Annotated in this window: 10 protein-coding genes; 5 read left to right on the top strand and 5 right to left on the bottom strand. The window is 66.6% G+C overall.

What is annotated here, in order from left to right:
• Positions 1-76 precede the first annotated feature (76 nt).
• Positions 77-995, top strand: a protein-coding gene (locus G510_RS0110090) for an IS5 family transposase (protein WP_157560539.1) whose coding sequence is annotated in 2 segments (ribosomal slippage) — positions 77-427 and positions 429-995 — 918 coding nt in all. Because the reading frame shifts where the segments join, the coding sequence is not laid out codon by codon here.
• Here the strand turns inward: G510_RS0110090 and G510_RS17615 are convergent.
• Together G510_RS17615 and mgtE are read right to left on the bottom strand one after the other, a co-directional pair.
• Entirely contained in the window at positions 977-1,441 is a 465-nt protein-coding gene (locus G510_RS17615; protein ID WP_157560538.1) for a CAAX protease family protein, read from the bottom strand. The two genes, G510_RS0110090 and G510_RS17615, sit on opposite strands and share 19 nt — an antisense overlap.
• A 228-nt stretch (positions 1,442-1,669) precedes the next feature.
• Positions 1,670-3,028, bottom strand: a complete 1,359-nt coding sequence (gene mgtE / locus G510_RS0110080) for a magnesium transporter (RefSeq protein ID WP_029153536.1) — start codon at positions 3,026-3,028, stop codon at positions 1,670-1,672.
• Between the two features lie 456 nt (positions 3,029-3,484).
• Between mgtE and G510_RS0110075 the strand changes: the two genes are divergently transcribed.
• A complete protein-coding gene (locus G510_RS0110075) occupies positions 3,485-5,008 on the top strand; it encodes a catalase (protein WP_029153535.1) in 1,524 nt (507 codons plus the stop codon).
• On the opposite strand, the gene G510_RS16400 is transcribed toward G510_RS0110075, so the two are convergent.
• Entirely contained in the window at positions 5,001-7,148 is a 2,148-nt protein-coding gene (locus G510_RS16400) for an MMPL family transporter (RefSeq protein ID WP_051216662.1), read from the bottom strand. The two genes, G510_RS0110075 and G510_RS16400, sit on opposite strands and share 8 nt — an antisense overlap.
• Before the next feature lie 66 nt (positions 7,149-7,214).
• On the bottom strand, positions 7,215-10,553 hold the full coding sequence (locus G510_RS16395; protein WP_084644310.1) for a 3-keto-alpha-glucoside-1,2-lyase-like domain-containing protein: 3,339 nt from the start codon (positions 10,551-10,553) through the stop codon (positions 7,215-7,217).
• 299 nt (positions 10,554-10,852) lie between these two features.
• On the opposite strand from G510_RS16395, the gene G510_RS0110060 reads away from it, so the two are divergent.
• On the top strand, positions 10,853-11,452 hold the full coding sequence (locus G510_RS0110060) for a hypothetical protein (RefSeq protein WP_051216661.1): 600 nt from the start codon (positions 10,853-10,855) through the stop codon (positions 11,450-11,452).
• A 20-nt stretch (positions 11,453-11,472) separates the two neighbouring features.
• Positions 11,473-12,483: a hypothetical protein gene (locus G510_RS0110055; RefSeq protein WP_051216660.1), complete on the top strand. Its 1,011-nt coding sequence runs from the start codon at positions 11,473-11,475 to the stop codon at positions 12,481-12,483.
• A gap of 91 nt (positions 12,484-12,574) precedes the next feature.
• On the opposite strand, the gene G510_RS17610 is transcribed toward G510_RS0110055, so the two are convergent.
• Positions 12,575-13,228 (bottom strand): winged helix-turn-helix transcriptional regulator, encoded by a 654-nt coding sequence (locus tag G510_RS17610; protein ID WP_051216659.1) that lies wholly within the window; start codon positions 13,226-13,228, stop codon positions 12,575-12,577.
• Between the two features lie 61 nt (positions 13,229-13,289).
• Between G510_RS17610 and G510_RS17605 the strand changes: the two genes are divergently transcribed.
• Positions 13,290-14,081 carry an alpha/beta fold hydrolase gene (locus tag G510_RS17605; protein WP_051216658.1) on the top strand — a complete coding sequence of 264 codons (792 nt, stop codon included), beginning with the start codon at positions 13,290-13,292 and terminating at the stop codon, positions 14,079-14,081.
• The last annotated feature ends 342 nt before the right edge of the window (positions 14,082-14,423 follow it).

The raw sequence follows: 14,423 nt of genomic DNA, 5'->3' as shown, positions 1-14,423 counted from the left end.
ATCCCAGGTGGCGGCTCCGGCAGCACCTAGGGCGTGTCTGACAAAGATTGGGGGCTGCGGTTGAGAGTCTCGATGGGTGTCGCGGTTTCAGGTGCTTTCGGATGCTCAGTGGTCGTTGATCGAGGGGATGCTGCCTCGTCCTACGGGTCGGCCGGGGCGGAAGTTTTCTGACGCCCGCACGATGGTCGAGGGCATTGTCTACCGGTACCGGACAGGGATCGCGTGGCGTGATCTGCCGGAGGTGTTCGGTCCGTGGCAGACGGTGTGGACTTGGCATCGCCGGATGGCGTTTGATGGAACGTGGGATCGAGTGGCGGCGAAGATCACTGCGGCGGCCGACGCGGCGGGGATGGTCGACTGGTCACTGTCCGTGGACTCCACGATCGCCCGTGCGCATCAGCACGCGACGAACACGACCCGGCTCACAGGGGGCTGGGTCGAATTACAAGGATCTGACGCTCGAGCCGCCTGATCACGGCATCGGCCGCTCCCGAGGCGGCTTGTCGACGAAGATCCATCAGCTCGTCGATGGCAACGGGCTCCCCCTGGTCACGCTGATCACGCCGGGGCAGGCGGGCGACTCGCCGATGTTCCTGCCGCTGATGGCGCAGCTGCGAGTCGGGCGTGACACCGGCCGGCCCCGAACTCGGCCCGACGCGGTGCGAGCCGACAAGGCGTACTCGTCTCGCGCGATCCGAGGGCATCTGCGTTCCCGCGGGATCAAGGCAGTGATCCCCGAACCCGACGATCAGAAGGGACATCGCAAGCGACGCGGGTCACGCGGTGGCCGCCCGGTCGGACTCGACGCCGCCGACTACAAGAACAGGAATGTCATCGAGCGTGGCTACTGCCGGATCAAGCAGTGGCGAGGACTCGCGACACGCTACGACAAGCACGCCGTGATCTACCGCGCCGCAGTCGTCCTGAACGTCGTGATTGCTTGGATTCGAGAAATCAGCAACGCGGCCACGAGAGGTCAGGCGAAAAGGAAGTAGAACGATAGATGCAACGCGAGAATCAGATGCAACGTCTTCAACCAGGATCGTAGCGAGGCCAACGCGAGCCCCAACCCGAGGATCGCGAGGCTCGGAACCCAGTTGGCGAGGCCGAAGCGCTCGGGGATGAACAGAGCGTGCCCCAGCCAGAAGATTACCGCGGTCGATGCAACGACACCCCACGTCGGGAGCCGCCTACCCAGGTAGCTCTGGAGCAACCCGAACGTCAGATAGTCCTGCCAGAACACCGACACGGTCATCCACACCATGTAGAGGAACACTGGGAGAACCAGGTCGTAGTGGAGAGGCAACGCGATCGCGAGAATGAGCGGCAACGCATAGAGCCAGACCGACCACGACGGCGCGAACAACACTCGGTTGAAGCGCTGATGCGTCAGCACCAACATCACAGCCAGCACCGCCGCGAGCAACGTCTCGATGCCCACCGACGCCGCCAAATCATCCGTGAGGAGATGGCCGACGCCATTGCTCAGCAGGCCGGGCGTGAGAGACCAGAGAGCGAACCACCCGACGACAGCCGCGACGATGACCCACCAACCGCGATGAGAACCGCTCGTCCGGACGGCCGATCCCTTGCCCCGCTGAGAGGCCATCGAAGGCTGCGAAGAAGTCACCCGCCAATCCTGGCATCAGCAGCCTTTGTCAGACAAGCCCTAGATCCCGAGTACCGCGCGAGCGATGAGGAAGTAAATGACGAGCCCCGTGGCGTCTACGAATGTCGAGATGAATGGGTTCGAGAACACGGCCGGATCCACGTGGATTGCCCGCGCGAGGATCGGCATGATGCCGCCGACCGTGGCCGCCACTGTGCATACTGCGAGCAGGGTGAGGCCGATGACGAGGCCGACGTTCATCTCATAGATCACGCTCGTGATGGCGAACCCGAGCGTTCCCAACATGAGCCCGAGCAGGGCACCCACGCGCATTTCGCGGGTGAGCACCTTCACGACGTCGCGTGGACGCACGTCGTCGAGCGCGAGCGCGCGAGTGACGGTGGTCGCCGCTTGGTTGCCCGTGTTGCCGCCGGTGCCGATCAGCAGCGGCACGAACAGCGCCAGCACGGTCAACTGCGCGAGTGTCGCCTCGAACACCGAGAGAACCTGGACAGTCAGCGTCGCACCGAGCGCGAGGACGAGCAGCCACACCACTCGGGAGCGCACGAGCGTCAGCACGGGGGTCGCCAGGTACGGACGATTCAGGGGCTCCACGCCACCCTGTCGGGCGACGTCCTCGCTCTCCTCGTGCTGCAGGATCCGCACCGCATCGTCGATTGTGAGGATACCCACCAGGCGTGATTCGCTGTCTACCACGGGCAGCGCCAGCAGTTCCAGATCGGTGCAACGACGAGCGGCGATCTCGGCATCCTCCGTCGCGACCGCCGTATGCGCCTCCTGCATCAGCGACTCGATCAGCACGTCGTCCTCTGCGCCGATGAGGTCGCGAAGGCTCACGACGCCGACGACGCGCCGCTCGTGGTCGACGACGGGCAAGGTGTACACAGTCTCAGCGTCATCGACGCGCAACCGCAGCCGCCGCAGGGTCTCCGCCGCGGTCAGCTCAGGGTGTGTAGCGACCACCTCGGGGCTCGCTCGGCGTCCGATCGAATCCTGCGGGTATCCGAGCACCTCGGCCGTCAGCTGACGATCGCGCTCGGGCAGGCCGCGCAGCAGGCGCTGCGCCACGGTTGCGGGCAGCTCGTCCATCAGCCACACGCGGTCATCCGGGTTCAGCTCCGCGAACAGCGCGGCGACTTCGGCATCCTGCAGCGCCTCGACCAGTTCGCCCTGCAGCGCCGGCTGCAGCGCGTCGAACACCTCGAGCGCACGCTGCTTCGGCAACAGCCGGTAGGCCACGGCGCGCTGACGCGCGCTCAACCGTTCGAGCGTCGAGACCAGTTGCCGCGTGGTCAGTTTGCCCGCCGCCGCCGCGAGTTTCGTCAGGTCGTTATCGTTCACGGACTGCGTGATCGTGTTGATCACCGCCGTCGGCGTGTGGGTCTGCTCTTCGGTCATAAGGAGGCTCGCTCTCGTGTGAGGCATGCGTCGCCCGCGGCCGCTCGCGTGAGGCATTCGGCGGGCGCGATCCCTGTGGCGAAAGATCGCTACCCGCGGGAACTCGCGGCGTGCGCATGCAGAGAAAGTGTTCGTGCAACGGACGTCCGCACGGTTCCACTCCGACCGCTCAGTGAAGAAGAGCGACGGGGAGCGGAACACGCGCGGTGCCCGAACTATGACTATCGCCAGTCATCAGACACTCACCTCGCTCCCCTGTCCGGCCCGCCCCGCGCGACCGCGATCCTTCGAGGATCCGCGGGCGGGTCAGCCGACTCGAGCGTAGTCAGCGCACGTGACGGGCGTCAAACCCGAACGGAATCGCAGAGACCGCCCGCGAACCACCCTTGAGTGCGAGGATGGCGATGTGCGCACCTGAACGGCCATCGATGCAATTCGTCAACGAAGGAGAATGACATGGAGAAGAAGACCCCGAACGCCACTGGTTCCACCACGCAGGCCGGCATCCCGGCCGTCAGCGATCGGAATTCGCTGACCGTAGGCAACAACGGGCCGATCGTGCTGCACGATCATCATTTGATCGAGACCATGCAGCACTTCAACCGGATGAACGTTCCGGAACGCCGTCCGCACGCGAAGGGTGCCGGTGCGTTCGGCACGTTCGAGGTCACCGAGGATGTCTCGAGGTTCACCAAGGCCGGTTTCCTGCAACCAGGCGCGTCGACCGAGATGCTCGCACGCTTCTCCACCGTCGCCGGTGAGTTGGGCTCCCCGGACACCTGGCGTGATGTGCGGGGCTTCGCCTTGAAGTTCTACACCGAAGAGGGAAACTTCGACATGGTCGGGAACAACACCCCGGTCTTCTTCGTCCGCGATCCGATGAAGTTCGCCCATTTCATCCGCTCGCAGAAGCGCTTGCCGAACAACGGCCTGCGCGACGGCACCATGCAGTGGGACTTCTGGACGAACAACCCCGAGTCGGCCCACCAGGTCACCTACCTCATGGGTCAGCGCGGCCTCCCCAAGACGTGGCGGCACATGAACGGTTACAGCTCCCACACCTACTCGCTGGTCAACGCTGAAGGCGAGCGCTTCTGGGTCAAGTGGCACTTCATGAGCAACCAGGGCGTGGAGCACCTCAGCAACGCCGAGGCGGAGCGATTGGCCGGCGCCAACGCCGAGTATCACCGTCAGGACCTTTATGAGTCCGTCGAGCAGGGCGACTATCCGTCATGGGATCTGTATTTCCAGATCATGCCGTACGAAGAGGCCAAGAGCTATCGGTTCAATCCCTTCGACCTGACGAAGATCTGGTCGAAGAAGGACTATCCCCGCATCAAGGTCGGCACCATGACCTTGAACCGCAACCCCGAGAACTTCTTCGCTCAGATCGAGCAGGCCGCCTTCTCGCCGGCCAACATGGTTCCCGGTACAGGGAACTCCCCGGACAAGATGCTGCTCGGTCGGACGTTCTCGTATCAGGACGCCCAGCGCTACCGCATCGGCACCAACTTCCAGCAGCTGCCGGTGAACCGGCCCACGAACGAGGTGCACTCCTACAACTTCGAGGGCAACATGTGGCACGAGCACACTGGTGCGCGTTCCGTGTACGCCCCGAACTCGTTCGGCGACTCATGGTCGGACGAGGAGGGTCCGGTCGAGAACGGCTGGGAGGCTGACGGCGCACTCACCCGGCATGCGTACGACCTGCACGAGGACGACGACGACTTCGGACAGCCCGGCACGCTCGTGCGCGAGGTGTTCAGCAATGCCCAGCGCGACGAGTTCGTCACGACCGTCGCGGGTGCGCTGGACGGCGTGAAGGAGCCCGTCCTGTCGAATGCATTCCAGTACTGGAAGAACGTCGACGAGACCATTGGTCAGCGGATCGAGGACGCGGTGAGGGCGAACGCGTCCGGTGCGGCCGCTCCGGGCATGGGCAACGACGCGGACGAGAACTCCGAGGGCAGAATCAGCTGATCTGGCGCCCCGGGACTCGTTCGCGACGAGTCCCGGGCCACCAGTTGGCGCGCCCCAGCAACGTCATCGTCGCCGGCAGCAGGAGCAGGCGAACGATCGTCACGTCGATGACGATGGCCAGCAGCAGCCCGATCCCCGCCTCCTTCATCGACTGCAGCGCGCTGAGCGAGAAGCCAGCGAACACGATGCCGATCGACACCGCAGCCGTGACCACGACCGGCGCGGAACGAACGAGGCCCTCCATGACCGCGCGCCGGTTCGCGAGCGCAGCGCTCTCCCCCGGATCCCTCTTTCGCCATTGCTCGTGGATGCGGCTGACGAGAAACACCTCGTAGTCCATCGCCAGGCCGAATGAGAGCATTCCGATCATGAGCGGGGTCGTCACGTCGAGGCCGCCCCACGACTCGAAGCCGAGCAGCTTCTCGCCCCAGCCCCACCCGAAGAGGGCCGTGATCGCGCCGAGGGTCGCCGCGATCACGGCGGCGTTCAGCAGCAGCGCCTTCAGCGGCACGATGAGCGACCGCGTGAGGGCGAACAGCAGCCCGAACGTGGCGATCGCGATCATGCCGATCGCGATCGGCAGTCGCGTGGAGAGCTCGTCGATCGTGTCGACGGTCTCCGCTGCCGGCCCGCCGACGAGCACCTCGAAGTCGGCGTCGAGAGCACGGATCTCGCGCACCAGCTCCTGAGCTCGCTCGCCGGTCGCCTCGCCCACCGGCTCGAAGTCGATGACCGTCACCTCGGGCGGAAGATCCTCCGCGTACATGCTCGTGTCGGTGACGCCGTCGAGATCAGCGATCTGTCGCATGTAGTCGCGCACGCGCTCGTCGTCCTCCCGGCCCTCCGCCAACACCGTGATGGCGTCGAAGGAGACGCCGCTGAACTCGCTCGTGGCGAGCTCCTGCGCGCGGCGCTCCGGGCTGTCCGAGGGCAGCGAACGCACGTCGGATCCGCCGAGGGTGAGCCCGAACAGCGGCACAGCGAGGAAGGCGAGCAGCGCGACGGACGCGACGGCGACGGTGACGGGCCGGCGCTGAGCGAGCCCGACCGTGCGCCGGACGAACGACGGGCGGTCGGAGCGGCGGGCGCGCCCCGCCCACGGGCGCGCCCACGTCGGCTCGCCGCGTGCAGGGATCCGGTCGCCGAGCATGGCGACCAGCGCGGGCGCGAGGGTGACCCCCGCGAGCACCGCCACCGCGACGGCCGCGAGCCCTCCCGCCGCCATGCCGGTGAGCAGGGGGTCGCCGAGCAGCAGCATGCCCAGCAGCGAGACGCACATGACCAGTCCGGAGAACACGATCGCGCGGCCCGCACCGAAGAACGTCCGCGATATGAGCACCTCCGGCGCCGCGAACGGCGCGTCGGCGCGCTCGTCGCGGAAGCGGTAGATCACGAGCAGCGTGCAGTCGACCGCGATGCCGAGCCCGAGGATCGTCACGATATTGATGGCGAAATCGTTGACGGGCACGATCGCCGCGAGGGCGCGGAGCGCCAGCAGCGACACTGCGACGACGACGAGCGCCACGACGACCGGCACGGCGCCGACCCGGAACCGCCCGAGGACGACCGTGAGCAGCACGAGGAGGACGACGATCGCTACGCCCTCGCCGATACCGGCGTCGCGCATGGCGCGGTCGCCGAAGGCCCGCTCGCCGAGCACCTCGCCGCCGACGAATACCTCGGGCGCCGGGATTGCGGTGAGAACCTCGGAAACCGACTCCGCGGCGGCGAGCGCCGCATCCGAGTCGAGCGCCGGATCCAGTTCGACGACGACGAGCGAGCTGCGGCCGTCGTCGCTGACGATGCCGCCGGCGGTGTACGCGTCGAAGACGTCGACGACGCCCGATTGCGCACGAAGACGGTGCATCGCCTCCGTCGCTGATTCGCGAATGCCCGGATCGAAGAAATCGGCTCTCGAGATCACGGCAATGACCGTCTCGCCTTCAGGAGCGAGGTCGTGCAGTCGCTCGTCCAGGCGGAGCGACTCGCTGCCGGCGGGCGCGTCGGGCACCGAGGTGGTGCTGCCGAACACTCCGCCGCCCACCGCGATGCCCAGCACCGCGAGAATCCCCCACACGACGACGATCGACTTCCGGAACCTCACGATCGTCGACCCCGGTGACGCGAGCATCGTGCTCATGCGGGAATCCTTTCTACGGGCGTGCCGCGGGGCGGGCCGACATGCGACCCGCCCCGCGATCATGGATCAGCCGCAGCTCAGCGCGGCATACTCCTGTGTGATCTCCGATGTCGATTCTCCATCATCCACCGTGACCGTCACGTCTCCTTCCCCAAGATCGGTCGACCGGATCGTGAAGGCGTGGTAACCAGACTTGCCGGGCTCAACGCCGGCGAATTCTCGCTCGCCGAACTCGGTGCTGATCGTCAGATCGACGGGCTGGTCGCCGTCGTTCGTCGCACGCACCGCGAGGACCGCCTTGCCCGCCATGCATCGCGGGACGGCCTCGACGGTCGCCTCGGGTGCGGGCGCCTCGTCCGCCAGTTCCTTGATCTGGATGTCACGGAAGTACACCGTTTCGCCCCCACCATGGTTCTGGATGCCGATGATCCCGCTCGACAGATCCCGTTCGGGATCGGTGTTGTCGAAGTCGTTCACGAGCTTGCCGTTGAGCAGCACCTTGATGTTCTGCCCCTGGACGACGATCTCGTAGTGGTTCCACTGACCGACGGGGTTGAGCACCTCGTCGACGGCGTCGCGGTCGGCCGACTGGAAGGTGTAGATGGATCCCGTCGTGCGGTCGGGCTCGTCCGACTCGTCGATCTGGATCTCGTATCCGTGGTCGACCGCAACCCACGGGTCATCTCCGGGCTCGGGCGAGCCGACGAAGATGCCGCTGTTGTAGTCGCCGATCTGCTTCCAGTCGAGCTGAAGGCTGTACTCCTCGAACTCCTGCTCGGCGTACCAGAGCAGGCCCATGCCGCCGATCGTGCGCAGCGAGCAGTCCTCCATGCGTCCGAACGAACCGGGGCCGGCAAGCTTCCACTGCTCGAAGCTCGCGAGCGTTCCGTCGAACAGGCTCGTGTACCCATCCGCGGGATCCGTGGGGGTGCACCTGTCGACGACGTCACCGACCGACAGCGCGTCGACGTTGACGTTTCCGTCGTTGCCTTCGTCATAGCGAAGCGCAATGGTGTTCACGCCCTCCTTGAGCGTGACATCGCGACTCGAGAACGCCCACGTCTTCCAGTCGTCGAACGGCGAGAAGACCCACGGCTCGTCCTGGACCTCGCCATTGACGACGAGGTTCATCGACTTATCCATGTCGGGCTCGGGGTTCGGTCCGTTGGCGTAGCGCACGTTGAGCTTCTGCGTCCCGGCTTCCTCCGCCGTGACGGGGAACGAGACGCCGGACCCGACCGACGTGATGCCGTCGACGAAGCCGAGGCCCGAGTGGCCCACGTGCTCATCAGCTGTCTGCGCATCGCCGAGCAGCGAGGCCTCTTCTGCCTCGTACCAGCCGGAGCTCGTCGGCGCTTCGACACCCGGCACAGAATTCGCGGTGTACCACGCCTCCGTGCTGAGCAGCGGCGTGCCGCTCGCGGATTCGAACGGCCGCGGTGAGCGCAGATAGACCACGTTGCCGGGTGTGATGCCGTCCACGTCGAGCGACACGGTGGTGCCGTCCTCGGACACGCGCGCATCCGACACCGTCAGCGCTTCTTCGCCGATCTTCGGTCCGCCGTATCCAGACGTCGGCGTGTAGTGCCACTGGCGCACGGTGTACGCCTCGGCGATGCCGGCGGCCGTCTCCTCGGAGATGGGCTCGGTGTACTCGACCTCGAGTCCGCCCTCAGCGATTCGCACGGCGACCATGTCGAACGTGTTCTCGCCCGTCGGCACGAGCTTCTGCAGGCCGTGGCGGAGCTTGCCGCTCTCGCCCCAGTTGCCGCCCTCGCCGGTGCCGCCGACATAGAACGATCCGTCGGGGCCCATGATGACGCGGTTCACACCCGCTTCGAATCCGGCACTGTGACGGAACACCGCGCCCTGGTACTCGCCCTCGACCTCTTCGAGGAAGATGCGCTGCAGCCCGCCGTACGTGACGTCACCGTGCAGGAGCTGGCCGGCGAACTGGCCCTCCTCGAGGTAGAACGGCGTGCTCGGTGAGTTTCCGATCTCGTTCTGCGGCAGCCAGACGGCCGGCGGTGTCACCGGCTGGTCGTCGTACATGCCCGCGGGGTTCGTGTAGTGGTTGAAGAACCGGCCCTGCTCCACGTGGACGAGCTTCGACGCGGGGAGCCATCCGCCCTGGTTGTCCATCGCGAAGATGTCACCGTTCGGACCGAACGAGATGCCGTTCGGAGTGCGGAGACCGCCCGCGACATAACTGACCTCGCCGGTCTCACGGTCCACCGCGATGGAGGTGCCGCGGTTCTCGCCGGGCTGCGGGTTGGTCGACGCGCCACCGTTGTCGATGGCGACGGAGAGGTTCAGGTAGAAGTTCTCTTCGTCGTGGATGAGTCCGAAGGCGAACTCATGGAAGTTGCCGCCGTCCGGCCACTCGGCGACCGTGGTGTGCGTGTCGTAGAACCCATCGCCATCCGGATCCGTCAGGGCGGTCAGCTGGTAACGCTCGGAGACGTAGACCGTGTCGCCGATCACGTCGATACCCATCGGGTTCAGCAGATCGGTGGCAACCTTCTCGACGGTGACGTCCTCGGGGCCGGTCGCCTCTGCGGCGCCGTCGAGGCGGAAGATCTCGCCGGGGTCAGGATCTTCGAGCCACCCGCCGGAGCTCACGGACCCCGTCGTGCTCACGAGCAGCTCGTCGTTTGCGTCGAAGGCGAGTGCGGAGACCTTCGGGTTGAAGCCCTCGGGGCGCAGATCGACGAGTTCGTAGTTCGGGTTGACCGAGTCGAGGCGGAGCCCGTCGCCTGCCGTGTCCGTCGCGCCTTCGCAATACTTGAGACCGGGTGCCGTGACGCGCACGACGCCAGCCTCGGTGCTGAGAACACTCTCGTCAACGACCTCGAAGCTGTCGGACCCCGGTGTCTTCCACTCGAGGAGGAGCCGCTGCCCGTTCACGCCGTCGAAGTGCTCGACGAAGAGATCGTGTGCGCCCGCCGTCAGCGTCGCGGAGTTCTCCACCGCGGTGACGTCGTGGGAGCCGTCATTGTCGACCACCAGCTCGTCATCGAGCGTCAGGCGCGAGCCATCATCGCTTGTGAGACGGAAGACGTACTCGCCATCCTCGGGCACGGTGAGGGTCGCGCTCGCGTGAGTGATGAAGTCATCGACGAGGCCGAAGTCGTCATCGCTCGTGAGGTCGAGTGCCGACGCGAGACGGTCGACGTTCGGCGTCTGACCGGATTTCAGCGTGCAGAGCTTCTCGAGCCCCGGCGGGACCTGGAACGTCTGCAGTGTGTAGCCGGGTTCGTGGTCGTCGGGCACAGCGGCGGTCGCGAGCGACGGAGTCGCGACGAAAGCCGTTCCGAGAAGGGCCGCCGCCGTGAAGAAGGCTGCTCCCCCTCTTCTGCCGAACGCCACACGCCGACGTCGGCGTGCTGCGGTGGGATTGGGCATCTTTGCTCCTTACGTGTGCGGGCGTCCGGAGATTCGCGTCGCGGATCGCCAAGCGGATCCGCATCAATGCGGGCCCGTGAGGAGCGTAGAAGACTTTTGCTTACTTGTCTACATAAGATGCATGATTGAACGACGAATCATGCTTGACCTCCGAGGTAAATGCTCATAACCTCGGCCACTACGGACTCTTTCCGCTCGCATCGTTGCTGCTGTCGAGTCCGACCCCGCACGTCATTCCGATGCGCGATCAACCGAGTACCGCGCGAGGACGCGCCACGCTCAGAAGAAAGGCCCCGCCCATGAACATTGCCCGCAGCAGCACAGGCTGGCGCACCATCGCCGGCGTCGTCGGAGCGGCGATGCTCGTCGCCGTCGGCGTCGGAACCGCCTCCGCCGCCGAGGAGGGAATCGGTATCGGCGTCGAGATCGACGAAGCGGATACCGGCGCCCTCAGCATGACGGTTGACACTGCCGATATGGTGCAGCTCGTCGAGGACGGGTCGACGGGCACCGAACGACAGTTCATCGGCTCGCTGCCCGATGTCACCGTCACCGACACCCGGGATCCGTCGAGCATCCCCGAAGGCGCTTACTGGTACGTCACGGGATCCGTCACCGACTTCGTCGGCGACGCGGGACAGGCCGACATCCTCGCCAGCGAGAGCTTCGGCTGGTCGCCTCGCGTCGTCTCAGGTGAGACCTCGGACGTGGCCGTCGGCGATGACGTCGTGCCGGGCGAGGGATTCTCCGACTTCGAGCTCTTCGCCAGCACGTTCAGCTCTGCGGATGCGGGCCCGGGCACCTGGGTCGCCAGCGCCGATCTGACGCTGCGGACCGACGCGAACGTCGAGCCCGGCAGCTACTCGTCGACCCTTACGCTGGGACTGTTCGAAGACTGACCAGGACTGTTCCGAAGGACGTGTGCCGCACCGTGATCCGACTGTGGAGCGCCATTGCCCTTGCGGCCGGCCTCGTCCTTCTCGGCGGATCACCGGGAGCCGCTGCGGCGGCGCCCGGTGAGTCCGTTACGTGGTCCGTTGTGCCCGCCGACGAGCAGGGCCCCGACGACAGGAGCGCGATCGAGGCCGAGCTCGAACCGGGCGAGGCCGCGACGGAACACCTCGCGGTGCGCAATCTCGGCGCGGCCGAGGCGACGTTCCGGCTCGGCGCCGCCGACGGGTACTACACCGAGAACGGCCGTTTCACGACCCTGCCCGCCGGAACCGAGTCGACGGCGGCGGGCGCGTGGATCGATCTGCCCGAGGACGTGCGCGTCGCTGCCGGCGAGACCGTGGTGATCCCGTTCGAGATCACCATTCCGGAGCAGGCGACGCCGGGCGATCACGCGGCGGGGGTCTTCGCGTCCGTGGCCTCGACGGGTGACGCCGACGGCTCGACGATCGGCGTCGAGAGCCGCGTGGGATTCCGCGTGCTCGTGCGGGTCGACGGCAAGCTCGCGCCCGCCCTCACGATCGATGAGGCCGCGGCCGATTACACGGCGCAGTGGAACCCGTTCCGCCCGGGGGCGCTGTCCACTCAGTACACCGTGACCAACACCGGCAACGTCGCGCTCGCGCTGAGCGACGAGATCGACGGCCGCACGGGCGGCGACCGGGGCGATCTCCTGCCCGGGGAGTCGCGCGCCGTGAGCATCGACCCGACGCCCACCTGGCCGCTGTTCATGGTCGGCGATACCCTGACGGTGCACGGCTCGGCTCCTGGAGACGAGCCCCTCGCGACGTCTGCCGAAACCCGCGTGTCGACATGGGCTATCCCGTGGCCGCAGCTTCTCGTGATCGCCGGTGCGGCCCTCGTCATCGCCGCCCTCATCGGCGGACGACGACGCAGCAGCGCACGCCTCGAGCGGGCGATCGAGCAAGCGCGCGAGGAGGGGAGGCAGGAGGGCGCCGACGCTGTCGGTCGTTCGTAATACGTTCTGCGCAGGTTCACGAGTGGCAGCTGTCGGTACCTGGCCGCCGCCCTCCTCAGCCGGCACTCGACGCGCAGCCTGATCCATCGCGTCAGGCCGAGAACGCCTCGACCATGCGACGGGCCTCGTCGAGGTCGCCGTCGATCTCCATCTCGTTCAGCGGCACACCGTCGTAGAGCACCCGCGCCCAGGTGGTGGAGTCCCCCGCGACCCGGGCGCGGGCCGACGGTGCGGGCTCGCGCGCGATCGACAGGTCGCTGTCCCAGGTCAGGCGATAGTCGTATGAGCGGGCCGGCGTGCGGCGCCCGTCGTGCAGTCGCAGCTCGACCTCGAGCGGCGCTGCCGGCGGGGTCGCCGGCGCCATCGTGAGCATCGACTGCACGACGGCGTCCGGCGTCAAACCGCCGGAATCATCGCGGATCGGGGACCTCTGCGCCCACCGCCCGAGCTCGTTCAGCACGGGCCGCAGATCCCGTCCCCAGTCGGTCACCCGGTATGCAGCAGCACGCGCGGGAGCCGGCAGCGCGACACGCTCAATGAGTCCGGACTCCTGCATCCCGCGCAGTCGCGCGGTCAGCACCGCCGGGGTCACGCCCCACAGCCCCTCGGCCAGTTCGACGAACCGCTTCGGGCCGAGCATGAGCTCGCGCAGGATCGGGTACGTCCACCGGTCGCCGAGGAGTTCCATCGCGTGCGCCGTGGCACAGGCATCCCCATGGTCGGCGTAGGAGCGTTTGATCGGCATGCCCACATCATCCCACATTCACTATGGACATCATAGCATTCACTATGCTAAACGTAGTGTCATGACTGTTTCAGACACCACCACCCACGGCACGATCACGTCCGCAGACGGAACGCAGCTCGCGTGGAGTCGCACCGGCTCCGGCCCGGACCTCGTCATGGTGCACTGCGTCGCGACGTCCCGAGCCGCCACTCCCCAGCCCGGCCTGCCGACCGCACTCGCAGAGCACTTCACCGTATGGACGTATGACCGCCGCGGCACGGGCGAGAGCGGATCCACCGATCCATACGCCGTGGAGCGCGAGTTCGATGACCTCGCGGCGATCGTCGGCCTCGCGGAGGGCCGCCCCGTGACGGCCTACGGATTCTCGTCCGGCGCGACGCTGCTGATGCTCGCCGCCGAGGCCGAGGTGCCGCTCGCGCGCCTGGCCCTCCTGGAACCACCACTCATGCCCGAGGATCCCGGATACGCCGCGCGCGCCGAGGCGCAGCGCCTCATCGATGAGGATCTGCTCTCGGCACGGCAGTGGTTCAACACCGAGATCGTGGGCGTCCCCGCCGAGGTTCTCGACGAGATGCCACCGCCCACCGCCGAGGATCTCGAGAACACTCGGACGATCGTCCACGAGCTGACATTCCTTCCCGGCACGACGGCCGAGCGGTTCGCGGATCTCCGCATCCCCACCCTCGTCATCGCGTCCGACGCCACTGACCCCGGCATGCTCGAGGGGGTCGAACTGCTCGCCGCGACGGCCCCGAGCGTGACCGCCCAGATCCTGCCGGGCGAGTGGCACGGCGTCGACGATGGCGCCCTCGCGACCGCGATCCACGAGGTCGTCGCCGTCGGCCCCTGAACAAGCTCTATCCAACATCAATGTCCGATCTCACAAAGGTTGTCGGTTGGTGAGACAGATCACCCCCGGAAATACTGGTAAGTGGCGCGCTGCCGAAACTGCCGGTTGTCTCACGAAACTTGTCGGTGATCGCGTTTCGCTCTCACTCTGCCTAAAACGTCGAGCGGATCATTTCGGCGCAACTGGTTCCGACAGGTGCGCGAACGATGTGTCGTGCAGTCGGCCGACGACTCGGTGCGCCTGTCAGAAACGGTGGCGGTCTCAACCGGTAAACGCACCACCCGCCTACTCTGTCAGGTCTTCGTGCCGTAGGTGCCATGTCTGCGGTAGCGAGACCCAGCG

The organism is Microbacterium gubbeenense DSM 15944, from assembly GCF_000422745.1.
Taxonomy (GTDB): Bacteria; Actinomycetota; Actinomycetes; order Actinomycetales; family Microbacteriaceae; genus Microbacterium; species Microbacterium gubbeenense.
This window is presented reverse-complemented; position numbering and strand designations above follow the sequence as displayed.